At 64.8% G+C, this 21,950-nt stretch carries 16 protein-coding genes, 1 other RNA gene and 4 pseudogenes; 7 read left to right on the top strand and 14 right to left on the bottom strand.

The window, feature by feature from the left end; genetic code table 11:
* Complete coding sequence (locus tag KZO24_RS03400) at positions 1–909, bottom strand: ABC transporter ATP-binding protein (protein WP_271184725.1); 909 nt, start codon at positions 907–909, stop codon at positions 1–3.
* Complete coding sequence (locus KZO24_RS03395; protein ID WP_486486878.1) at positions 906–2,021, bottom strand: ABC transporter permease; 1,116 nt, start codon at positions 2,019–2,021, stop codon at positions 906–908. The genes KZO24_RS03400 and KZO24_RS03395 overlap by 4 nt, the downstream gene beginning before the upstream one ends.
* Before the next feature lie 272 nt (positions 2,022–2,293).
* On the opposite strand from KZO24_RS03395, the pseudogene KZO24_RS03390 reads away from it, so the two are divergent.
* The 3 genes and pseudogenes from KZO24_RS03390 to KZO24_RS03380 all read left to right on the top strand — a co-directional run.
* Positions 2,294–4,986, top strand: a pseudogene (locus KZO24_RS03390) (valine--tRNA ligase).
* A gap of 381 nt (positions 4,987–5,367) precedes the next feature.
* Entirely contained in the window at positions 5,368–6,114 is a 747-nt protein-coding gene (locus KZO24_RS03385) for a 7-carboxy-7-deazaguanine synthase QueE (RefSeq protein ID WP_271184723.1), read from the top strand.
* Positions 6,111–7,175, top strand: a pseudogene (locus tag KZO24_RS03380) (MATE family efflux transporter); the annotation flags it as partial. The gene KZO24_RS03385 and the pseudogene KZO24_RS03380, both read left to right, overlap by 4 nt.
* A 377-nt stretch (positions 7,176–7,552) precedes the next feature.
* Here KZO24_RS03380 and KZO24_RS03375 read toward each other — a convergent pair.
* From KZO24_RS03375 to KZO24_RS03350, 6 genes and pseudogenes are all read right to left on the bottom strand, one after another.
* Positions 7,553–9,213: pseudogene (locus KZO24_RS03375) on the bottom strand (ATP-binding protein).
* A 91-nt stretch (positions 9,214–9,304) separates the two neighbouring features.
* Positions 9,305–10,057, bottom strand: a complete 753-nt coding sequence (locus tag KZO24_RS03370; RefSeq protein WP_008828323.1) for a TIGR02186 family protein — start codon at positions 10,055–10,057, stop codon at positions 9,305–9,307.
* Positions 10,054–10,968 carry a sulfite exporter TauE/SafE family protein gene (locus tag KZO24_RS03365; protein WP_036523649.1) on the bottom strand — a complete coding sequence of 305 codons (915 nt, stop codon included), beginning with the start codon at positions 10,966–10,968 and terminating at the stop codon, positions 10,054–10,056. Before KZO24_RS03365 ends, KZO24_RS03370 begins: the two co-directional genes overlap by 4 nt.
* 46 nt (positions 10,969–11,014) lie before the next feature.
* Positions 11,015–11,644: a hypothetical protein gene (locus tag KZO24_RS03360; RefSeq protein ID WP_486486877.1), complete on the bottom strand. Its 630-nt coding sequence runs from the start codon at positions 11,642–11,644 to the stop codon at positions 11,015–11,017.
* Positions 11,645–12,095: 451 nt separating this feature from the next.
* Positions 12,096–13,511 (bottom strand): glycosyl transferase family protein, encoded by a 1,416-nt coding sequence (locus KZO24_RS03355; RefSeq protein ID WP_486486876.1) that lies wholly within the window; start codon positions 13,509–13,511, stop codon positions 12,096–12,098.
* 136 nt (positions 13,512–13,647) lie between these two features.
* The gene (locus tag KZO24_RS03350) at positions 13,648–14,079 is read right to left on the bottom strand and encodes a VOC family protein (RefSeq protein ID WP_271184718.1); all 432 of its coding nucleotides are present in this window, start codon (positions 14,077–14,079) and stop codon (positions 13,648–13,650) included.
* A 95-nt stretch (positions 14,080–14,174) separates the two neighbouring features.
* On the opposite strand from KZO24_RS03350, the gene KZO24_RS03345 reads away from it, so the two are divergent.
* Positions 14,175–14,930 carry an SIMPL domain-containing protein gene (locus KZO24_RS03345; RefSeq protein WP_271184717.1) on the top strand — a complete coding sequence of 252 codons (756 nt, stop codon included), beginning with the start codon at positions 14,175–14,177 and terminating at the stop codon, positions 14,928–14,930.
* A 53-nt stretch (positions 14,931–14,983) separates the two neighbouring features.
* On the opposite strand, the gene KZO24_RS03340 is transcribed toward KZO24_RS03345, so the two are convergent.
* A complete protein-coding gene (locus KZO24_RS03340; RefSeq protein WP_271184716.1) occupies positions 14,984–15,748 on the bottom strand; it encodes a TorF family putative porin in 765 nt (254 codons plus the stop codon).
* A 245-nt stretch (positions 15,749–15,993) separates the two neighbouring features.
* Between KZO24_RS03340 and KZO24_RS03335 the strand changes: the two genes are divergently transcribed.
* Positions 15,994–16,782, top strand: coding sequence for a metallophosphoesterase (locus KZO24_RS03335; RefSeq protein WP_370424477.1), 789 nt, complete (start codon positions 15,994–15,996; stop codon positions 16,780–16,782).
* A gap of 25 nt (positions 16,783–16,807) precedes the next feature.
* Here KZO24_RS03335 and rnpB read toward each other — a convergent pair.
* The 4 genes and pseudogenes from rnpB to KZO24_RS03315 form a co-directional block, all read right to left on the bottom strand.
* Positions 16,808–17,268: RNase P RNA component class A (gene rnpB / locus KZO24_RS03330), an RNA gene on the bottom strand.
* A gap of 9 nt (positions 17,269–17,277) precedes the next feature.
* Positions 17,278–17,982, bottom strand: a complete 705-nt coding sequence (locus KZO24_RS03325; protein WP_008828331.1) for an N-acetylmuramoyl-L-alanine amidase — start codon at positions 17,980–17,982, stop codon at positions 17,278–17,280.
* A 21-nt stretch (positions 17,983–18,003) separates the two neighbouring features.
* A pseudogene (locus KZO24_RS03320) lies at positions 18,004–18,646 on the bottom strand (histidine phosphotransferase family protein).
* An 81-nt stretch (positions 18,647–18,727) separates the two neighbouring features.
* The gene (locus tag KZO24_RS03315) at positions 18,728–19,078 is read right to left on the bottom strand and encodes a M67 family metallopeptidase (RefSeq protein ID WP_486486875.1); all 351 of its coding nucleotides are present in this window, start codon (positions 19,076–19,078) and stop codon (positions 18,728–18,730) included.
* Positions 19,079–19,096: 18 nt separating this feature from the next.
* Between KZO24_RS03315 and KZO24_RS03310 the strand changes: the two genes are divergently transcribed.
* On the top strand, positions 19,097–20,038 hold the full coding sequence (locus KZO24_RS03310; RefSeq protein WP_271184713.1) for an RluA family pseudouridine synthase: 942 nt from the start codon (positions 19,097–19,099) through the stop codon (positions 20,036–20,038).
* Between the two features lie 90 nt (positions 20,039–20,128).
* Positions 20,129–21,034, top strand: coding sequence for an RNA polymerase sigma factor RpoH (rpoH, locus tag KZO24_RS03305; RefSeq protein ID WP_271184712.1), 906 nt, complete (start codon positions 20,129–20,131; stop codon positions 21,032–21,034).
* 57 nt (positions 21,035–21,091) lie between these two features.
* On the opposite strand, the gene KZO24_RS03300 is transcribed toward rpoH, so the two are convergent.
* Positions 21,092–21,886 carry an MFS transporter gene (locus KZO24_RS03300; protein ID WP_486486874.1) on the bottom strand — a complete coding sequence of 265 codons (795 nt, stop codon included), beginning with the start codon at positions 21,884–21,886 and terminating at the stop codon, positions 21,092–21,094.
* Between the last annotated feature and the right edge of the window lie 64 nt (positions 21,887–21,950).

Raw genomic sequence — 21,950 nt, 5'->3', positions numbered from 1 at the left:
CTATGCCTCCGACTTCTTGCTGTCCGTGTCGGACGGCGAACTAGCTTGAACCGCCTCGGCGGCCCCATGTTCCGATTTCATGTGTTCCGGCAATGCCTGTTCGGACATTGGCGGATCGTCCTTCGCGGCAAGCGCCGCACGACCACGCGGGCCGTTGAAGTATTCCTGAATCCACGGATGGTCGAGCGCCAGCAGTTCCGGGATCGTCCCCACCGCGATGACCTTCTTGTCGGCCAGCACCGCCACGCGGTCGCAGATCGCATAGAGCGTGTCGAGATCGTGGGTGATGAGGAAGACGGTGAGCCCCAGCGTTTCCTTCAGCTCGCGCGTCAGGCTGTCGAACGCGGCAGCGCCGATCGGGTCGAGGCCCGCGGTCGGCTCGTCGAGGAACAGCAGTTCGGGGTCCAGCGCCAGTGCGCGGGCAAGCCCTGCGCGCTTCTTCATGCCGCCCGAAAGCTCGCTCGGGAACTTGAACGCGGCGTTTTCCGGGAGCCCCGAAAGGCGCACCTTGAAGCGGGCGATCTCGGCCCGCAAGCTGTCGGTGATCTCGGGAAAGAACTGCTTGAGCGGGACCTCCACGTTCTCGCCCACGGTCAGGGTCGAGAACAGCGCGCCGCCCTGGAACAGCACACCCCAGCGCGAGCGCAAGTCGATATCCTCGTCCTCGGTCGCCTCGCCCATCTTGTGGCCGAGCACGGTGATGCTGCCCTCGGCCGGCTGCTGCAGCCCGATGATCGAGCGCATCAGCACCGACTTGCCGGTGCCCGAACCGCCGACGACGCCCAGGATCTCGCCCTTTCTGACCTTGAGGTCGAGGTCGTCGTGGATCACGTGGTCGCCGAAGGCGCTGCGCAGCCCTTCGACGAGGATCGGGTATTCGCCCTGATAATCGTCCGAGAGGTCCGTCATGCCCAACCGATTTTCGTGAAGAAGATGGCGAAGAAGGCGTCGAGCACGATCACCGTGAAGATCGCGGTGACCACCGCCTGCGTCGTGCGCGCGCCGACTTCCTCGGCGTTGGCGGTCACCTGCATGCCTTGATAGCACCCCGCGAGCGCCACGATCAGCGCGAAGACTGGTGCCTTGATCAGGCCGATGTAGACGTCGGTGATCGGCACCACTTCCCGCGTGCGCTGCAGGAAGGTCCAGAACGGAATGTCGAGCGCAAGGCCGCCGATCGTCGCGCCGCCGATGATCGCAAGGACCGAGCTATAAAAGCCCAGCAGCGGCATCATCAGCATCGAGGCGAGCACGCGCGGCACCACCAGCGCCTGCACCGGCGAAACGCCGATGGTGCGCATCGCGTCCACTTCTTCGGTCAGCTTCATCGTGCCGATCTGCGCGGCGAAGGCCGATCCCGAACGACCCGCGACCATGATCGAGGTCATCAGGATGCCCAGTTCGCGCATCGACAGGCGGCCGGTCAGGTTGATCGTATAGAACTCCGCGCCGAACTGCGCGAGCTGCACCGCGCCCTGCTGCGCGATGACGATGCCGATGAGGAAGCTCATCAGCCCGATGATCCACAGCGAGTTGATGCCCACGTACTGCATGTGGAACACCAGCGCCGTGCCGCGCAGCTTCGACGGCCGGCGGATCACCGCGCCGAGGGCGAGGATCAGTTCGCCCAGGAAGTCGAGCACTTTGACGATGCCATGCCCCCAGTTCGCCATCAGGTCGCCGAGTTCGTCCAACTGGCGGGTGATGAAGGGCAGCTTCGGCTCCGGCTCGGCCTCATGCTCGTGCATGTTGCCGATGGCGGCAAAGAGACGGCGCGCCTGCTCGTTTTCTCCGGTGATCTCCAGCCCGCGCTGGTTGGCGTAGTGCGTGACCAGCCAGGCGCCGGTGGTGTCGATGTCGGTGACGCCGGACATGTCCACGCGGGTGAAATTCCCGCTCAGGCCATGCAGCTTGGCGTCAAGATTGCCCAGCGAATGAACGCAAAGCGGTCCCTTCAGCGCCAGGACATGGTCGGCGCCTTGGTCGTTTTCCGACAGGGTGAATTCAGCCCATTCCCGCATGTTCGCTCGCTTTGGGGGAAAAACCATGGACCGGCAAGATGTTCCATGCTGGCGACGAGATGTGTCACTTTGATTGCACCCCGTCACCCAACACACTTCGTCATCCCAGCGAAGGCTGGGACCGCTGGCCTGTTAATGCCACCTATCGTCAGTACGCCCTGCCGAGGGGTGGGCTTTACGCGGCCAGCGGTCCCAGCCTTCGCTGGGATGACGGGGAATCGTCCTTGCGCCGAAACCCGCCCTTTGGCATGGCCCCGGCCATGACCGACGCCATGACCGACCAAATCGCAGAACCCGCTCTCGACAAGACTTTCGACCCCGCCGGGATCGAGGCCAAGTGGTACGCCCACTGGGAACAGAACAACCTGTTCCGCCCCGAGCGCCCCGACGCCGCGCCCTTCACCATCGTCAACCCGCCGCCGAACGTGACGGGCTCGCTGCACATCGGCCACGCGCTCGACAACACGCTGCAGGACGTGGTGATCCGCTACGAGCGCCTGCGCGGTAAGGACGCGCTGTGGGTGGTCGGCACCGATCATGCCGGCATCGCCACCCAGATGGTGGTCGAACGCCAGATGGAGCAGCGCCAGGACAAGCGCACCAACTACACGCGCGAGGCCTTCATCGAGAAGGTCTGGGAATGGAAGGCCGAGAGCGGCGGCACCATCACCGGCCAACTGCGCCGCCTCGGCTGCTCGATGGACTGGAGCCGCGAGCAGTTCACCATGGACCCGCACTTCACCAAGGCCGTGGTCAAGGTCTTCGTGGACCTGCACCGCCAGGGCCTGATCTACCGCGACAAGCGGCTGGTGAACTGGGACCCCAAGCTCAAGACCGCGATCAGCGACCTCGAGGTCGAGACGCGCGAGATCCAGGGACACTTCTGGCACTTCAACTATCCGCTCTCGGACGGTTCGGGCCATATCGAGGTCGCCACCACGCGCCCCGAGACGATGCTGGCCGACATGGCGGTCGCGGTGAACCCCGCCGACGAGCGCTACAAGCCGCTGCTGGAGCGCGGGGCCACCGTCACCCTGCCGATCACGGGCCGCGAGATCCCCATCGTCGCCGACGAGCATGCCGATCCGGAACTGGGCTCGGGCGCGGTGAAGATCACCCCGGGGCATGACTTCAACGACTTCGAGGTCGGCAAGCGCGCCGGGATCGAGGCGCGCGACATGCTCAACATGCTCGATGCCGAAGCGAAGGTCTGCCAGACGGCGGACGGCCTGATCCCGCACCACTTCCTCGGCATGGACCGCTTCGACGCCCGCGCCGCCGTGGTCGAGGCGATGAAGGAACTGGGCCTCCTGATCCCGCACGTGACCAAGGACAAGGAAGGCAACGAAGTCGAGCACGACGCCGAGCCGCGCACCATCGCTACGCCCTACGGCGACCGCGGCGGCGTGGTGATCGAGCCGTGGCTGACCGACCAGTGGTACGTCGATGCCGCCACGCTCGCCATCCCGCCGATGGAAGCCGTGCGCAACGGCTCGATCGAGATCGTGCCCAAGAGCTGGGAGAAGACCTTCTTCAACTGGATGGAGAACATCCAGCCGTGGTGCGTCAGCCGCCAGCTGTGGTGGGGCCACCGCATCCCCGCGTGGTACACCGAAGACGGCGAGATCTTCGTCGCCGAGACCGAGGAAGAGGCGCAGGCCCTTGCCGGCAACAAGGCGCTGACCCGTGACAACGACGTGCTCGATACGTGGTTCTCCTCGGCGCTGTGGCCATTCGCGACGCTGGGCTGGCCCGATCAGGATCTCGGCGCTGCTCAAGAAGCACTACCCCAACGACCTGCTCGTTTCCGGCTTCGACATACTGTTCTTCTGGGATGCGCGCATGGCGATGCAGGGCATCCACTTCATGAAGGAAGTGCCGTGGAAGCGGCTCTACCTCCATGGCCTCGTGCGCGCAGCCGACGGGCAGAAGATGTCCAAGTCCAAGGGCAACGTCGTCGATCCGCTGGGCCTCATCGACCAATACGGCGCCGACGCGCTGCGTTTCTTCATGACCGCCATGGAAAGCCAGGGCCGTGACGTGAAGATGGATGAAAAGCGCGTCGAGGGTTACCGCAACTTCGCCACCAAGCTGTGGAACGCCGCGCGCTTCTGCCAGTCCAACGGCATCGTCGGCAGCACTTCGGTCGCCGCGCCCAAGGCGACTTCGGCGGTCAACCGCTGGATCATCGGCGAAGTGGTCGAGACCGTCGCCGCGCTCGACAAGGCGATGGCCGACTTGCGCTTCGACGCGGCCGCAAACGCAATCTACCACTTCGTCTGGAACCAGTTCTGCGACTGGTACATCGAACTCATCAAGGGTTCGTTCGATGACGAGACCAAGGCCGTCGCCGGCTGGGTGCTCGACCAGATCCTCGTCATGCTGCACCCCTTCATGCCCTTCGTCACCGAAGAGCTGTGGAGCAAGACCGGCACCCGCGAGGCCGAACTGATCGTCGCCGCATGGCCCGCGCCCGAGGCCGCGGTGGACGCCGAGGCCAAGGCCGAAGTCGAGTGGCTGATCGCGCTGGTCGGCAACTTGCGCGGTGCCAAGGCGGAACTGGGGATCTCGCCCGGCGCGCGCCTGACCGCCTACCTCGCCGACCCTTCCGCCGAGACGCGCGCCGTGATCGAGCGCAACCCGGCGGTGGTCGACCGCCTCGCCCGTCTCGACGGCATCCGCTTCGAGGCGGCCCCTGCGGGCGCGGCGATGCAGGTCGGCGCGGGCGACGCAATGCTGGCGATCCCGCTCGAAGGCGTGATCGACATCGCCGCCGAGAAGGCCCGTCTGGAAAAGGCGCATGCCGCCTCGATCAAGGAGCGGGATTCTGCTGGGCAAGCGCCTCGATAACCCGGCCTTCGCGCAGAAGGCCAAGCCCGAGGCGGTCGAGAAGGCCCGCGCCGACCACGCCGCGCACTCGGCCGAGGCGGAGCGTCTGGCGGCGGCACTGGCGCGGCTGGGCTGAATCCTCCCCCATCGGGGGAGGGGGACCATGCGAAGCATGGTGGAGGGGCACGCGCGGGATCGCGTGCCCTCGAAGGCTAGCGCCTTTGGCAGTGCGCGCAGCGAAGTCCGGCGATGCCGCCTGTGCCCCTCCACCACCCTGCGGGTGGTCCCCTCCCCGTACCGGGGAGGATGCGCTGTCCTACAACGACGGCCTCTGCCATGATCGCGCCATGCCCAGCTTCGCTCACAAGGTTACACCTTCCCCGCACAAGGTGACAATTTTTCGCCGCAAGGTGACAGGTTTCGCCTGCAAGGTGACACTTTCAGCCACAAGGTGACACCTTTTCCCTCTGGACCGTGTAAACCGTGTAAACCTGCGTCACCTTACGACACTGAAACCATGACCCTCACCTTAGCCACCACCACCCCCGGCCAGCCGGAAATCTTCGCCTCGCTGCAGGGCGAAGGCCCCTCGATGGGCCGACCGAGCACCTTCGTGCGCCTCTCGCGCTGCAACCTCGCGTGCCAGTGGTGCGACACCGCCTACACCTGGCGCTTCACCGGCGACAACCGCTTCCACCGCGACGACCTCGCCTTCGAACGGCGCGAGAACCAGGTGACGATGGAGGAAGCGGACCTCGCGCAAGCGGTCGCCGATCTGGTGCCCGACCGCCTCGTCATCACCGGCGGCGAGCCGCTGCTGCAGGGCGCGGCGCTGGCCCGCATGGTCCAGGCGCTCGACGAAATCCGCCCCGGCATGCACGTCGAGGTCGAGACGAACTCCACCGTCGCGCCGCACCCCGCGCTCGACGCCCGGATCGACCAGTACAACGTCAGCCCCAAGCTGGCGCACAGCGGCAACCCCGCCGAACTCGCGCTCCTGCCCGACCGCCTCGCCGCCTGGGCCGCTGAACCGCGCGCCTTCTTCAAGTTCGTGGTCGCTACCCGCGACGACCTCGACGAAGTCATGGCCCTGCAACAGACTTACGCCATCCCCGGCGCCCGCCTGTTCCTGATGCCCGAAGGCCGCTCCAGCGATGTCATCCGGGAACGGTCGGGCTGGCTGGCGGATTTCTGCTCGCAGCATGGCTTGCGGTTCACGGACCGCTTGCACATCCATCTTTGGGGCGACACGAGAGGCACATGAACGAAGCATCGCCCATCCCGCTGTGCGAGGACAGCTCGACCGCCGACACTCCGCAGGTCGAAGCGCCCGCGCGCCCGGCGATGCGCGGCGATCTCACCAAAGGCCCGATCCTGAAGACGCTGCTGTTCTTCTCGATCCCGATGCTGCTGTCCAACGTGCTGCAGACGCTGAACGGTTCGGTCAACGCGATCTGGGTCGGGCGCCTGCTGGGCGAGAGCGCGCTGGCGGCGACAGCCAACGCCAACATCGTGATGTTCCTCGTCTTCGCCGCCGTCTTCGGCTTCGGCATGGCGACGACGGTGCGCGTGGGCCAGCATTTCGGCGCGCGTGACATCGTCGCGGCGCGGCGCACGTTCGGCACCGGCGTCGGCTTCTGCATCCTGATCTCGATCGCGACCGGCGTGATCGGCTGGTTCGGTGCGGGAGCACTGCTCGACAAGCTCGGCACACCTGCCGCCAGCCGCGCCGATGCGCTCGCTTACCTGCAGGTGATCTTCGTGACGATCCCGCTGGCGAGCGTGAACATGATCGTCTCGATGGGCATGCGCGGCGTCGGCGATTCCAAGACGCCGCTCTACGCCATGATCCTGGCGGTGGTGCTCGACATCGTGTTCAACCCGCTGCTGATCATCGGCGTCGGCCCGCTGCCGACCTTGGGCGTCGCAGGGTCGGCCATCGCCACCGCCATAGCCAACACGGCGGGCATGGTGCTGCAGATCTGGGTGATCTACCGCAAGGATCTGCCGCTGCGCCTGCGCGGCCCCGAACTTGGCTACCTGACCCCGCGCGGGGAGGACCTTCGCTATGTGCTGGCCAAGGGTCTGCCGATGGGCGCGCAGATGCTGATCGTGTCCTCGGCGGGCCTCATCATGGTGAGCCTCGTCAACCGCGAGGGGCTGGACGCGGCGGCCGCCTACGGCGCTTCGCTGCAACTGTGGAACTACCTGCAGATGCCCGCCTTCGCGATCGGCTCGGCCGTCAGCGCGATGGTCGCGCAGTCGCTGGGCGCCGGGGACCATGGCCGCGTCAGCAAGGTGACGCTGACTGGCATGGGCACCAATCTCGTCATGTCGACCGCCGTGGCCGCGCTGATCGTCGGATCTCGACAGGCCGCTGCTGGCACTGTTCCTCGGCGGCCAGAGCCCCGCCCTGCCCATCGCCGAGCATATCCAGGTGGTCTGCACCGCCTCGTTCGTGATCGTGTCAATCACCATGATCCTGACCGGCACGATGCGAGCCTATGGTGCGGTGGTAGCGCCGCTGGTGTTGCTGTTCCTCGGTCTCTACCCGGGGCGCCTTGGCTTCTATGCACTCGCCCGCCCCTTCATCGGCAGCGAGGCGGTGTGGTGGGCCTATCCGGTCGGCTCGTCGCTGACGGTGATCCTGACACTGGCCTATTACAGTTCCGGCCGGTGGCGCAGGGCCTTCAAGGGTTAGTTCAACGCCCCTGCGCGCGCCAGCGCTGCACGGTGCGCAGGACCATCTCTTCCTCGCCGCCGCTGCGGTTCCACAGCTGCGTGAACGAGGGGTCCGCCGAAGCCGGCCGTTTGTTCTCCTCGAGGTCGTCGAACGAGACACGCATCGGGATCGCCACGCCCTCGCCGCAGACGATGCACTCGCGGTTGCGCAGCGCCGGGATCGAATCGAGGAACCCGCGCGCCCCCTCGGGCATGGCGGCGCGCACGAAAGCCTGGTCGCGCTCGTTGTTCAGGCGCATCGAGATGATCGTGCCGCACTGCGACAACACGCCCTCGGCCAGATCGGACGGCCGCTGCGTGATGAGGCCCAGCGAGATCCCGTACTTGCGCCCCTCCTTGGCGATGCGTGAGAGGATGCGACCCACCGACGAGCCATCGGCATTCCGCTCGTTCGGAACGTAGCGATGCGCTTCCTCGCAGACGAGCAGGATCGGCCGCGTCTCCTCCTCGCGTGCCCATACGGCGAAGTCGAAGACCATGCGGCTGAGCACCGCGACGACGGTGGAGGTGATCTCCGTCGGCACGCCGGAGACGTCGATGATCGAGATCGGCCGCCCGCGCGACGGCAGGCGGAACAGCTTGGAAATGAAGTCCGCCATCACGTCGCCCACCAGCATGCCGGAGAACATGAACTGATAGCGCGGGTCGGACTTCATCTCGTCCAGCTTGTTGCGGATGCGCAGGTACGGCGCGCTGGTATGGCCCTTGTCGAGCTTGCCCATCGCGTTGTTCAGGATATTGCCGAGGTCCGACAGCAGGTAGGGATCGGCGAATCCACCGTGATCTTGCCCATCTGCTCGGCCAGCCGATTCTTCGAGCGCGCCTCCAGCAGCGCCTTGCCGAGGATCTCGGCGTCAAGCTGCCGCTCGTCCCCGCGAGAGGTCAGCAGGATTTCGCAGTGCTCCTCGAAGTTCATCAGCCAATACGGCATCTGCAGGTTCGAAACGTCGAGGATCACGCCGGTATCGCGAAACGCCGCCGCGTACTCGCCGTGCGGATCGACCATGATGATGTGGCCTTCGGGCGCATGCTCGCAGATGCGGTGGAGGATCAGCGCGGCGCTGGTCGACTTGCCGGTGCCGGTCGAACCGAGCAGCGCGAAGTGCTTGCCCAGCAGCGCATCGACGTAAAGCCCCGCGCGAATGTCGCGGGTGGGATAGACGTTGCCAACCTGGATCGCCGAGCGTCCGTCGCTGGCATAGATCTGCCGAAGGTCGTCGCTGGTCGCCGGGTAGACCAGCGCGCCCGGGATCGGGAAGCGCGTGACGCCCCGCCGGAACCCGTGGATGCGGCCGGTCTGGCGCTCCTCTAAACCCTCACCGAGAAAATCGACTTCGGACAGCACGCCCGCCACGCGGCCGTCCTGCTTCTGGTTACGGACGCTGGCCAGCAGCCAGCCGGTGCCGACGCGAATCTTGACCTGGCTGCTCACCTGCCCGGACATCGCCACCGAAGGATCATCCGCCGCGGTAATCTCGTTCAGACGCTCAAGATCGAAGGCGATGCGACTACCCGCGCCGCTCACGTCGAGGACGACGCCGATCGGCTCGAGCCCAAGCGCGACGGCCGGCTCCGCATCGGTCCGGGGGTCTTGAAATCTGTCGAGACCGTCGAGATGCATCCGCTTCGTCAACCCATCGCATTTGTATGGCAACCGATTGCGGTGGCTACCAGCGACGAGGTTAATTTCCGCCTAAAGACGGCATCGTATATCAGATCAGCGCGAAAAGGCGGCCGGCCAGCCAGCCCATTGCCACCGAGACGAATACCGCCAGCAGGCCATAGGCGAAGCCGTAATCCTCCGCGAAATTGGCGATGGCGCGCTCGATACCGAGCTTACGCACTTCAACCTGGCTGCTCGCCGACGCGACTACCCTACCCTTGGAAATGGCGAAAGTTTCTGCGGTATAGATGCCCGTCGGCACGCGCGAGGGCAGTTCGATCCGCGCCTGGTAAAGCACCTGCTCCTTGACCGTGACGCCGCCCTCCTCCTCGCGGTAGAGCCCGATCCGGCGGTTGAGATCGACCAGCCCCGAGGAGAAACGCGCCTGTTCGTCCGGATCGATCGCGCCGATCGGCGACAACTGCAGCCACTTGAGCCCAAGCTCATAGATCGCCGCCGTCTTATCATCGACGATGTCGGCGATCGGCCGGCTCGAGGCGATGGCGTAGTAGCTCGGCGCGCTTCGCAGTTCGGTGCTGGCGGCGTTGATCCAGACGCCCGCGACCTTCTGCTTTTCGCGCAGGACGATTGACTGGGTCGGCCCCTTGAGCACGACGACGATGTCGTAGTCCTGCGCCGCGCGGGAGCCTTCCGGTGTCAGCACCGCCCCGAAAAGCAGCAGTTCGGTGCCGGTGAAGCCCTGCTGCAGATCGACTTCATGCTGCGAGACTTCGGGCACGAGGATCGGGTCGCGCGCACCGGTCAGCGCGACGAGCGCCAGCAGTGCGAGCCACACCCTCACAGCGGCGCGACCGTATAGATCTCGTCAGGCCGATAGCCGAGGCCCAGCGCCATGCGCCCGGCGACCAGCAGCACGATGACGGCGAGGATCAGGCGCAGTTTCACCGGGCTGGCCTTCTGCGCGAACTGCGCGCCGACCTGAGCGCCGGACACCGAGCCCAGCAGCAGCAGCGAGGCCAGCACGATATCGACGGCGTGAGTCGTCAGCGCGTGCATCATCGTCGTCGCCATCGTCACGAAGAGGATCTGGAACAGCGAGGTGCCGACGACGACATTGGCGCTCATGCCGAGAATATAGAGCATCGCCGGGACCAGCACGAAGCCGCCGCCGATGCCCATCAGCATCGTCAAGATGCCGGTCCCGATCCCCAGCAGCAGCGGCGCCAGCGGCGAGATGTAGAGGCCCGAGCGGTAGAACCGCCAGCGCATCGGCAGGCTGGCGACCATCGGGTGATGGCGGCGCTTCCTGGCGGCGATGGGAATCCCGGTCCGCTCGGCGCGGATCGACTGGATACTCTCCTTGGCCATCAAGCCGCCGATCGAGCCGAGCAGCACGACGTAGAGGATGTTGATGACCGTATCGATCTGGCCCAACTGCTCGAGCAGGTTGAACAACAGCGAGCCGAGCCCGGTGCCCATGATGCCGCCGGCTACCATGACCGCGCCCATCTGGTAGTCCACGCCGCCCCGCCGGGTATGCGCGAAGACGCCCGAGACGCTGGCGCCGGTCACCTGGCTGGCTGCCGATGCTGCAGCGACCGTAGGCGGGATACCGTAGAAGATCATCAACGGCGTCGTCAGGAACCCGCCGCCCACGCCGAACATGCCCGAAAGCACGCCGGTCAGCGCCCCCAGCGCGACGATGATGAGGCCGTTGACCGAAAGGTTGGCGATGGGGAGGTAGACGTCCATTGCCCCCACTCGCTACCGCAGCATGGCGTCGCGGAAAAGGCGCGTTTCAGAATCCTGCGGATAGCGTGAGGGCGGGGCCGGAGCCGGGCACGGCGTCACCCGCAAGTCGGAAGCGCCAGTCCACCGCGACCCGGCCGTTGATGCCGCGCCCAATCGGCATGGTAATCGCGGTCGTTGGCCCCGCATCGAGTCGTGCCGCACCCTTCTGCGCCCCACCCCAGAGCCCTCCGCCGATCCGCATGTCCGCCGCGCCCAAGGTCAGTAGGCCACGGTCGGCGCGGAATTGTCCGTCCGCGAACGGCGTCGCGTAGCGACCGGCGACATAGCCAGCTTGCCCGTAAGCCTCTGCCCGAAAGCCTGCCGGCAGGGGGAATGGCGGCAGTTCGGTGATGGCCATGGCGGCGCCCTGCACCCTGCGCTGCCCCATCTGGTCGGTCATGCGCCCCTCCAGCGCCGCGATGACCGGAAAGGCCGCGAAAGGCCGGGCCGAAAGCCCCACCGCCGCCATGGTCTCGCGAATCCGCCCGGTCGTCGAAGTGCTGCGCAAGTAGGCCGTCGGACGATGAGGGCTTGCCAATGCGAGGCGGTACCGCAGGATTCCGCCTGCCTGACTTGCGCCGTAAGTTCCCGGCAGTGCCCCGACGGACGCCGGAGCAATGCCGCTGTCACGCCGCATCAGTGTCCACGCATCCATCGACCAACGGCGTGGCCGCTGGGGTGCCATGGGTAAATCCGCCGCTGGGGATGTAGCGACGCCCCCCGACCCCTCGGGTGCATAAAAGCGCGGAAGAGGCTGCAAGGCAGCGAAATCCTTGCGCAAATGCGGAAAATCCGATGCCTCGTCGGCACCGGATGAAGGGGCGAGCCCGACCGCCGCCGGATAGGTCACGGCGTAGCGAACGAGCGGCACGTTCGGTGCAGCATAAGGCGCCGCCTGAGGGGCCTGGGGCTCGAAATCCGCGTAACCGGGCAAAGACTGGAACACGGCGCCCCCTGCGTCGCTGCCAAGGCCGCGGGTGCTGCGTTCGATACCGCCGGCTCCCAAGTGGCTGCCCGTCCTCCGACCCAACCGCCGAGCAGGGCCAGCAACGCCAGCAACGGATGCCCGCGAGAAATGGTGCCTCCGCTCACAGTGCGACTGCTCGCGCATGAGAATCCAGCAGCGTCGGGTGCCCCACATGTTCGGTCTTGTCCCAGCGCACCGCACCTCCCCTCAAGGTCAGCACGTAACTGATGAGAGCACGCCGTCCGGCCAGAATCGCGATTGCGTTGGCTACGACGATGCGGGGAATTGCGCCAAGCCCCTCGACCAACCCGTACTCACGAGTGGTGAAATAGCAGCGAAAACCGATCCGCCACATGAAGCTTGCCATGCAGATCGCCAGTAACCATTGCAGCAACGGCGGCACCTGCTCGCCTTCGACGAACCCTTGCCATTCGAGCAGGTGCAATGCGGCGTCGATCAACAACAGTATGTAACTGCAGGCAAGCACCAACGCGGTAAGCGGACCCCGCCGGTCCCGTGCGGTCATCCACTGGTCGACAAGTCCCCGCCCCCAGCCCAGCCGATCCCACCCTTGAAACGAAATCCCGTGAATCCAGCGCGATTTCTGCCGGACCGAATCGGAAAGCTGAGCTGGAAAGTAAGCGCGCGTGGCAACGAGTTTGCCGGTTTCGTCCCGGACCCGTAAAAAGCGCGAAGTTCCACCCTCCCGGCGCACCAGAAGCCCAAGCTCGTAGTCTTCAGTGAGACATTCGGCTGCGAAAGGACCGCCATCTCGTCCCCGGCGCCGGGCGATGCGGCCGATCATCTCCCGCGAAAAGCCACATCCTACGCCCGCAGCTGGCATCGCCGCACCCAGCGCATCGCGCACGATCATGACTTTGCCATGCGACTCGGCGAACTCATCCGCATAGTGTGCCGCCACCCATGGGGAGGCTGGCTGCAGTTCGGGTCGAACAGGCAGTTGCACGAAATCCGCATAGCACAACGTCCGGTCGATGACAGCGAGTTCCGCCGGATGTACCATGTCCTCGGCGTCATGCAGGACGATGGACCGATAACGCCATCCGTAGCGATGCTCATCGGCGCAAAGGGCAGCGTAAATCCGGTTAAGGCAGTCTGCTTTGGTCGTCGGACCCGGTCGGTCACCTACCACCACCCGGACGCGAGGATCACCGCAGGCAGCGTCGATTACCGCGGCAATCGTGTCAGGGTCGTTGCAGTAGCAACCTATGTAAAGCGTAAATTCCTGCTGTCGCCAACTGGCCAGCGCATGACGGATCGTGTGGCCGATCACTTCCGCCTCTCGCCATGCGGCGATCATGATGGCGGCACGACCGGAGAGTGGCACAACCATCTCTGCCTTGGCGATGTGCGAATCTCGTAAGCGGCCGGTCAGCCGCAAGCCGATCCAGAGCAGGTCGATCGCAAATTCATCCAGCGCACCGACGACAAGCCAAAACGCCACGAATAGCAGCAGTTCCTGCTCGAACGCCTGCACATAGCCGACGACATCAATGAATGCCTGCGATCCCCGCACACTTTCCCCGGCTGAAAAGCCAGAAGTCGACCTGTCCCCTGCGGTCGACCTCTGGATGCAGCTTATGAGTAGGGATGCCTTCTTCGCAAATGCGAAGGCGCGACGTTTCACAAAGTTAACAGAACCTTGAAGCCGTTTACCACGCCCCCACGTTAGGCATGCTCGCCCAGGGCTCGGCGGGTTCGAGATGACCATCCTGCAACAGTTCGATCGAAATGCCGTCCGGGGTGCGCACGAAAGCCATGTGCCCGTCGCGCGGCGGGCGGTTGATGGTCACGCCGCCGTCCTGCAACCGCTGGCAGGTCTCGTAGATATCGGACACCTGAAACGCGAGGTGACCGAAATTGCGACCGCCGGGGTAAGCCTCAGCCGATCCATCCTCTGCAGGCCAGTTGTAGGTCAGTTCGACCTCTGCCTCTTCCTGCCCCGGCGCGGCAAGATAGATCAGCGTGAAACGGCCTTGTTCGCTGGAGAACCGGCGCGTTTCCTTGAGCCCGACGAGTTCGAAGAAACGGATGGTCTCTTCCGGATCGGTCACGCGGATCATGGTGTGGAGATAACGGGTCATGGAAGGGCCTTCTTCATTTCATCGACGTTATGGAGCAATTCATCGCACATACAGTCGCCGACCTGCATGACGCGGCGGCGATCAGGGAGAGTGCGATGAGCGAAGATAGTTCCGTCGAAAATCAGCACAAGGGCATTGCCCGCCTCGGAGGTATAACCGGTCGATGGCTGGCGAGCGCGACGATCCTGGCGGTGGGCATCATCATCGGCGGCTTCGCATTGGGTGACGGCATCAAACGGGCGCAGCGCGCGGACCGTGCGGTCACGGTCAAGGGCCTCGCCGAACGTGACGTCACCGCCGATCTCGCCACCTGGACCATCAGCTATTCCGCGACCGCACCCGATCTTGCCACCGCGCAGGCGAGCGTGGACCGCGACACCGTGCAGATCGGCGCATTCTTCCGGGAACTCGGCTTCCCGGCCGACGCGCTCCAGCCCACCGGCGTCAACGTCAACCAGACCAAGGACAATGGCGTCGTCAGTTTCACCGTGCGCCAGCGTGTGAGCTTGCGCACCACCGACATAAAGCGCGCGCAGAATGCCGTGCGCCGCCAGTTCGACCTCGTACGGCGCGGCGTGATGCTCGAGGAAGGTTCGGGCATGGCGTATACCTTCACCCGGCTCAACGGCATCAAGCCGGAGATGGTCGCCGCCGCGACCCGGGATGCGCGCTCGGCCGCCGAACAGTTCGCCAAGGACAGCGGCGCCGAAGTGGGCGCGATCAAGAACGCGGCTCAAGGCTACTTCTCGATCGAGGCGCGGGACGGCGATTCGGGTGGTGGCTGGGGGCAGTCCGACACGCCTTACAAAAAGGTGCGCGTCGTCACGACGATCGACTTCTACCTGAAATGAGAAAGCCCGCCCGAATCGTTCCGGACGGGCCCCCTCCTGCTATGCGTTGACGATCAGAACGCTGCGGTCAGCGTCGCGACGACGGTGTCGTCGGTGTAGCTGTCGATGCTCGGACCGCTGACGCCAACGTAGGACAGGCTCACCGAAAGCGGGCCGTAGACTGTGGCCGAAGCGCCGATCGACCAGTCGATGCCGGTCTTGTCGGCGTTGCAGTAGTAGCACGGAGCCAGCGCGCCGTCGGTGTAACCGACATGGCCCGAAACCGTCAGCGGCGTGTTCGGAATGCCGATATCGACGTTGGAGTAGACGTAGAGGTTGTCATGCTTGGCCGTGCCCGCGAAGTTCGGCAGTGCCGTCTGCTTCCAGGCGTAGTTGGCGCCGACCTTCACCTTGGCCGGGCCGACTTGGCCGGATACCGATGCGTAAGGCTCGAAAAACTCCGCGCTACCGACGTGGCCGTTCGGGTAGGCATAGTAGAGCAGACCCGCATCGAGCGTAAGACCGGGCGTTACTTCGCCGGTCCAGCCGCCGAAGATGTCGAGTTCAGTGCTGCCGTAGGTGGAGCCGAGGTCGATCGAAGAGCCCCAGGTTGCGATGTAGAAGCCGCTGGCGTGCGACACGGTAATGCCGCCCTGGATCGCAATGTCGCCGCCCGACTGCGAGACGCCGCGGAAGCGGTAGTCGCTGGTCAGGGCCGCGCTGCCGGTGATCGTGATTTCCTTGGGCGCCTCGGCGTCCTGCGCAAATGCCGAAGTTGCGGAAAGCGCAGTGCCCGCAAGGAGAGAGGCGGCGACGACGCCGCGGACGGACAAGAGCATGGTGTTTCCCTCACAAATTTATTGTCTTTGATGCTTCGTCCCACCTGCGTCCGCTGCATGGAGCCTCGTTCCGGACTTCGATTGCAGCGGCACAATATTGCTGCACTGCAGCTAGACGAGGTACAAGAAAAATTTCAATTCAGAAACATTCAGGAAATGATGTGTGGATTTTTTGTCACTGCAACCTCTGGTGGTTCCTACGGGTTGTGCAGTTGAAGGGTGCGGTTTATACCGCAGTGCAATAAATGCTGAACACGATACGAAAGCTCATGGGCCGGGCCGACCAACGGCGAGCCCCTTCGATCCCCTCAGGTGAACGGGTCTATGCCGTGGGCGACATCCACGGCCGTGCGGATCTCTTCGAAGATCTCATCCACACCATCGAGCGGGACGATGCAGCACGGGGACGTGCCCACACGACCGTCGTGTTGCTGGGCGATCTCATCGACCGGGGCGACGACAGTGCTGGGGTCGTGGCGCGCGCACGCCAGTGGGGCCAGGAGCGCGAGGTCGAGTTCATCCAAGGCAATCACGAGGAAATGCTGCTGGTTGCCAGCAAGGATGCCGATGCCATGCGCGGTTTCCTCAAGTTCGGCGGGCTGGAGACGATCCTGTCCTACGGTATCGACAAGGACACACTGCTCGCAGCCGATGCCGAAGAGATGCAGCGCCTGATGAACAAGGCGATTCCGCAGGACGACTTCGACTTCCTCGACAGCTTCAAGAAGATGCACCGCGTAGGCGACTACGTGTTCGTCCATGCAGGTGTCCGCCCCGACACACCGCTCGAACACCAGCTCGGCCGCGACTGCCGCTGGATTCGCGAGCCTTTCCTGAGCCATCGCGGCGATTTCGGGGGCTTCGTGGTGCATGGGCATACGATCACGCCGGAACCGGACGAGCGCGGCAATCGCATCGGCATCGACACCGGCGCATTCCTTCACGGCACGCTGACTGCCCTCGGCCTGCAAGGAACCGACCGCTGGTTCCTGACCGCGAGCGACAATGCCGCCGGCTGCAGCGAAGCTGCCTGAATAGCCGGAATTTCAAGGCCCTGAACGCGCCGGGGAGCTTGTAAGCCGGGTTCTGTTCCTGGCGTGGTCTCCCAAAGAGAGGGACCTTACGCCGCGGCGGCAGCCATTCCTCTAGGCGAGACATCGCTGCCTCGCTCAAGCGACCAACCCGGGCTGCCTGGGTTCGAAACGAACCCGCCGATCTCCCCCGCTTTCGCGAGACGCCGGCGCGCAGCCCCTATTCGGTCTTGCTCCGGGTGGGGTTTACCAAGCCGCTTACCGTTACCGGCAGCGCGGTGCGCTCTTACCGCACCCTTTCACCCTTACCTGCTTTCCGAGGAAAACATCGGCGGTTTGCTCTCTGTGGCACTTTCCCTAGGCTTCGGACGGTCTGAAAACCGCCCTCGCCCGGCAGGCGTTACCTGCCACCCTTGTTTCGTGGAGCCCGGACTTTCCTCGCGGTCATCCAAGTTTCCTTGGCGACCCCGCGGCTGCCCGGCTCCCCGGCGCGGGCGGTCACCTAGCACGGCCGGTATCGCGTTCCAACAGCAGTTCGAACAGGATGCCGCCGATTTCTCCATCGATCTCGCCATCCATGAAGATCGGCCGCCAGCGGCGCTGAAATGCGGTGACGGCGGCGCGCCCGTCGGTGATGTCGTAGCCGAACCGCTCCAGCGCCAGATAAAAGGCGCCGGGGTTGTCGTAGAAAAGGTTCATCTTCGCCTGGGGAATCTCCAGCGCAAGGCCGAGTTCGCCAAGGCGGTTCCAGTCGAAGTATTCGCCCGGGTCCTGCTTGCGGGCAGGCGCGATATCGGAGTGCGCGACCACGTTGGCCCGGGGAATGTCGTGCCGGTCCATGATATCCGCCAGCAGCGGTAGCAACGCGTCCATCTGCGGTTCGGGAAACGGACGATAGCCCCATTCATGTCCGGGATTGACCAGTTCGATGCCGATACTGGCCGAATTCACGTCTGTCTCGCCGCGCCAGTAGGAACGGCCCGCGTGCCAGGCCCGCTTGTCCTCAGGAACGAGTGAGGTGATCATCCCCTCCTCGTCGATCATATAGTGGGCAGAGACTTCGGCGGCCGGATCGCACATCCGCTCCAGTGCCTCCTCGGCCGACTTCATACCGGTATAGTGCAGCACGACCATAGTGATCGGCAGCTTGCGCTCGTTCCAGTTGGGGGAGGCGACGGTGCGATTGACGAGCCAACGGTTCATCTTCGTCGCGCCTCCTTCCCGTCAGGCCCTTGGCAGCATCGCGCCAAGCACCAGCGCATCGTCCGCCAGCGCAAACTGAAGCTTGCCCTTCAATTCCACGGCCAACTGGCGCAGCATCGCCGCAGGCGCGGTACGGCTCGAAAGTTCGCCTTCAGGCAGAGCGCCTTCGAGCGCTGCGCCGACCGAACGGTCGAAGGCGATGCGCGGACCAGCAGCACGCACCACCAGTTCGCTGTGATTGTCGCGATACTCGGCCGCAATTTCCAGCGTACCGCCGCGCGGCAGTGCCTCTAGACCAATCAGTGCGAAGTTCAGCAGCGTCTTGATCGCCGCCTTTGGCAGCGAGATCGCTCGGCAATGCCCAGGCCAGCGTGACGCGCGGATTGTTCGCCACCAGCGCATCGACGAGAACCTTGGCCTCGCTCACCGCCACCATCTCGCCGAAGCCGCCCGCCGCACCGAAGGCGAGGCGGAAAAACTTGAGCTTGTCGGTGGAAATCCGCGCGCTCTGGTCGAGAAGTTCGAAGCAGCGCTGGCGCATCTCCGGGTCTTTCTCGTCCGCGAGCAGTTCAAGGCCATTGGTCAGCGCACCGACCGGGCTGAGCATATCATGGCAAAGGCGCGAACACAGGAGGCTGGCAAGTTCGATCGAACTCGTGGTCATGGGCTTGGACTGCTCTTTCGTACTTCTGACGCGGCCCACTATTCGACGACGCGGAACGGCAGGGCCTCGAATCCATTGGCGTTATCGCGCCAGAAAGCAACCTCGCTCTCCGAGATGATCGCCCAGATGCGCGAGATCCCCGGTGGAATGTTGCCGATCGGTCGCCGAAGGCACGCAAATCCCCGTAGGATGAGAGTGATAGTAGCCGATCACTTCCGGCCCACCCGCCCGCGCGTCCTTGTGCGCCGCCAGCAGCACGACGGGGTCGATCTCGAAGTGAACATGGCGATTTTCCGCCAGATTCGCCGCAGCCCGCGCTTCGTCTATCCGTTGACCGCGCCCAAGCAACAGTCCGCAGCATTCTTCGGGAGCAGCCCTGCGCGCATCTTCATGCAATGTTGCAAGAACACCACTTGTCAGTTCGACGATCATCCCCAAATCCTACGCGCAATGGGGGCGCTTACAAACATCATCGAAGGCGAAGTCGCCAGTGGCGGCCGGATCGACAAGGCCCTGGCCGAAGTCAGCGGCCTGTCGCGCGAACGCATCAAGGCGCTGATGGGTGAAGGCCGCGTCTCGCTCGCCGGAAAGCCCGTAGCGCAGGCATCTCTGAAAGTGGATGCCGGAACACCGTTTGCCATCGACGTGCCCGAGGCCGCGCCCGCCGAAGCGGTGGCGCAGGACATCCCCCTCGCCGTCGTCTACGAGGACGAGCACCTGATCATCGTGGACAAGCCCGCCGGACTCGTCGTCCACCCGGCCGCGGGCAATCTCGACGGAACGCTGGTGAACGCCCTGCTCCACCACTGCCGGGGCCAGTTGTCCGGCATCGGCGGCGTGGCGCGCCCCGGAATCGTCCATCGCATCGACAAAGACACCTCGGGGCTGCTCGTCGTCGCCAAGACCGACAAGGCGCACGAAGGGCTGGCCGCCCAGTTCGCCGACCACTCGATCGAACGCGCCTATCATGCCGTCGTCGGCGGCAGGCCGGTGCCGGTGGCCGGAACCGTGCGCGGCGCGATCGCCCGCTCGTCGCACGATCGCAAGAAGATGGCGCTGGTGGAGGACGGGCGCGGCAAGCACGCGGTCACCCATTTCCGCACGCTGGAGGCGCTGCGCGGCGCCACTCTCGTCGAATGCAGGCTGGAAACGGGACGAACCCATCAGGTCCGTGTTCACATGGCGTCAATCGGTCATGCGCTATTGGGAGACCCTGTCTATGGGCGAACTCCTTCTCCGCTTCGACCGATTCTCTCCCGACTCGGTTTTTCCCGCCAGGCGCTCCACGCTGCGGAACTCGGGTTCGTTCACCCCGTTTCACAAGAAAGGGTCCATTTCGCCAGCTCACTGCCCGACGACATGCGGACACTGATCGACGAACTGCGACACTGAAATCGCAAATCCATGCTAACGTATAGAGGTGGACACAAGCTAAGACGCCTATGAAGGGTCCTAGACCGTGTACCGACCTAGAAAGGACGGATGATCGTGAGCAATAATCGAAACCTGCCGAGTGTCCCGGCTCTGGGCGGTGAGCAAAGCCTCAACCGCTACCTGTCGGAGATCCGCAAGTTCCCGATCCTGGCTCCTGAGCAGGAATACATGCTGGCGAAGCGCTATTCGGAACATCAGGATCCGGAAGCTGCAGCGCAGCTAGTCACTAGCCACCTGCGACTCGTTTCGAAGATCGCCATGGGCTATCGCGGCTACGGCCTCCCTGTGTCCGAGCTGATTTCCGAAGGGAACATCGGCCTGATGCAGGGCGTCAAGAAGTTCGAGCCCGAACGCGGCTTCCGCCTTGCCACTTATGCCATGTGGTGGATCAAGGCTTCGATCCAGGAATATATCCTGCGTTCGTGGAGCCTCGTGAAGATGGGCACCACCGCCGCGCAGAAGAAGCTGTTCTTCAACCTGCGCCGCATGAAGAAGAACCTCGACGCCTACGAGGACACCGACCTGCACCCCGACGACGTCGCCAAGATCGCGACGACGCTGGGCGTCTCGCAGACCGAGGTGGTCAACATGAACCGCCGCATGATGATGGGCGGCGATGCCTCGCTCAACGTCTCGCTGCGTGAGGAAGGCGAAGGCCAGTGGATGGACATCCTGCAGGATGACCGCCCGCTGCAGGACGAGACCGTCGCGGACGCCGAGGAAGCCTCGGTGCGTCACGACATGCTGGTCGAGGCCATGGGTTCGCTCAACGAGCGCGAGCGCGACATCCTGACGGAGCGCCGCCTGACCGACGATCCCAAGACTCTGGAGGAACTGAGCCAGGTCTACTCGGTCAGCCGCGAGCGCGTGCGCCAGATCGAGGTGCGCGCCTTCGAGAAGCTGCAGAAGGCGATGAACCGCATCGCCGGCGAGAAGCGCCTGCTTCCGGCCTGATCCGCAGCATCAAGTCATAACGAGAGGCCGGGCCGTCCGCGAGGATGGCCCGGTTTTTTATGCCGCCTCTCTAGCCATTTGCCGAGGATGCAATCTCAGCATGGGCACCCAGAGCAGCGCCAAGAGCGCGATCCCGGCGAACGCCCAGAACATGCCCGTGTAGCTGCCGGTGAGGTCGTAGATCAGGCCGTACAGCGGCGGCGTCGCCAGCATCGCCAGCAGGATCGCGCCCGACAGCAACCCCATCGCCCTGCCCACGCCGCGCTGGCCGAAGATGCGGGGGGCGAGGTAGCTTTCGGCCGGGACCATCATCCCGCCGAACAGCCCGGTCACCGCCACCCCCAGGGCGATGACCTCGTAGCCGGCGTGCGCCTGGGTCATGCAAGCCATCCCGGCCGCGAAGCCGCCGAGCGCGCAGAGCATCAGCGCCCTCGGACCGACTTTGTCGGCCAGAGCCGCGAAGCCCAGTTTCGCCACGAAGGCGCAGGCCGCGTAGATCGAGATCAGCGGCGCTGCCTGCGCGGCCGTCGCACCCGTGTCGATGGCAAGCGGCGCGAGGTTGGTGACCATTCCCTTCATCCCGGCCGTCACGATCGAGACGGTCAAAGCGATCATCCAAAATGCCGGATCGGTCAGGATCGCGCGGGCCGAGATCGGTGCGCGCGCCAGTTCCTCGCGGGCCTGCGGCGGCGGCTCCTGCGCACCGTCGGGATTGAGCCCACGGTCCGACGGCCGATCGACCACCAGCAGCGCCATCGGGATCATCCAAAGCAGCAGCACCACCGCCAGCGCCCGCAGCGCCACGCGCCATTCGAAAGCGGCCATCAACCCCGAGAGCACCAACGGGAACACGAATCCCCCGCCGAAATCCCGGCGATTGCAATGCCCACCGCCCTCCCCGCTTCTGCGCGAACCA

Source organism: Novosphingobium sp. NFX11, assembly GCF_057376415.1.
The sequence above is the reverse complement of the archived record's forward strand: the minus strand, read 5'-3'. Positions and strand labels throughout refer to the sequence as shown.

Coding starts and splice junctions, on each gene's coding strand:
- KZO24_RS03385 (WP_271184723.1), top strand. CDS start 5,368: ATGACCCTCACCTTAGCCACCACCACCCCCGGCCAGCCGGAAATCTTC.
- KZO24_RS03310 (WP_271184713.1), top strand. CDS start 19,097: ATGGGGGCGCTTACAAACATCATCGAAGGCGAAGTCGCCAGTGGCGGC.
- rpoH (WP_271184712.1), top strand. CDS start 20,129: ATGATCGTGAGCAATAATCGAAACCTGCCGAGTGTCCCGGCTCTGGGC.
- KZO24_RS03360 (WP_486486877.1), bottom strand. CDS start 11,644: ATGCGGCGTGACAGCGGCATTGCTCCGGCGTCCGTCGGGGCACTGCCG.
- KZO24_RS03365 (WP_036523649.1), bottom strand. CDS start 10,968: ATGGACGTCTACCTCCCCATCGCCAACCTTTCGGTCAACGGCCTCATC.
- KZO24_RS03345 (WP_271184717.1), top strand. CDS start 14,175: ATGAGCGAAGATAGTTCCGTCGAAAATCAGCACAAGGGCATTGCCCGC.
- KZO24_RS03325 (WP_008828331.1), bottom strand. CDS start 17,982: ATGAACCGTTGGCTCGTCAATCGCACCGTCGCCTCCCCCAACTGGAAC.
- KZO24_RS03315 (WP_486486875.1), bottom strand. CDS start 19,078: ATGATCGTCGAACTGACAAGTGGTGTTCTTGCAACATTGCATGAAGAT.
- KZO24_RS03395 (WP_486486878.1), bottom strand. CDS start 2,021: ATGCGGGAATGGGCTGAATTCACCCTGTCGGAAAACGACCAAGGCGCC.
- KZO24_RS03400 (WP_271184725.1), bottom strand. CDS start 909: ATGACGGACCTCTCGGACGATTATCAGGGCGAATACCCGATCCTCGTC.
- KZO24_RS03340 (WP_271184716.1), bottom strand. CDS start 15,748: ATGCTCTTGTCCGTCCGCGGCGTCGTCGCCGCCTCTCTCCTTGCGGGC.
- KZO24_RS03350 (WP_271184718.1), bottom strand. CDS start 14,079: ATGACCCGTTATCTCCACACCATGATCCGCGTGACCGATCCGGAAGAG.
- KZO24_RS03335 (WP_370424477.1), top strand. CDS start 15,994: ATGCTGAACACGATACGAAAGCTCATGGGCCGGGCCGACCAACGGCGA.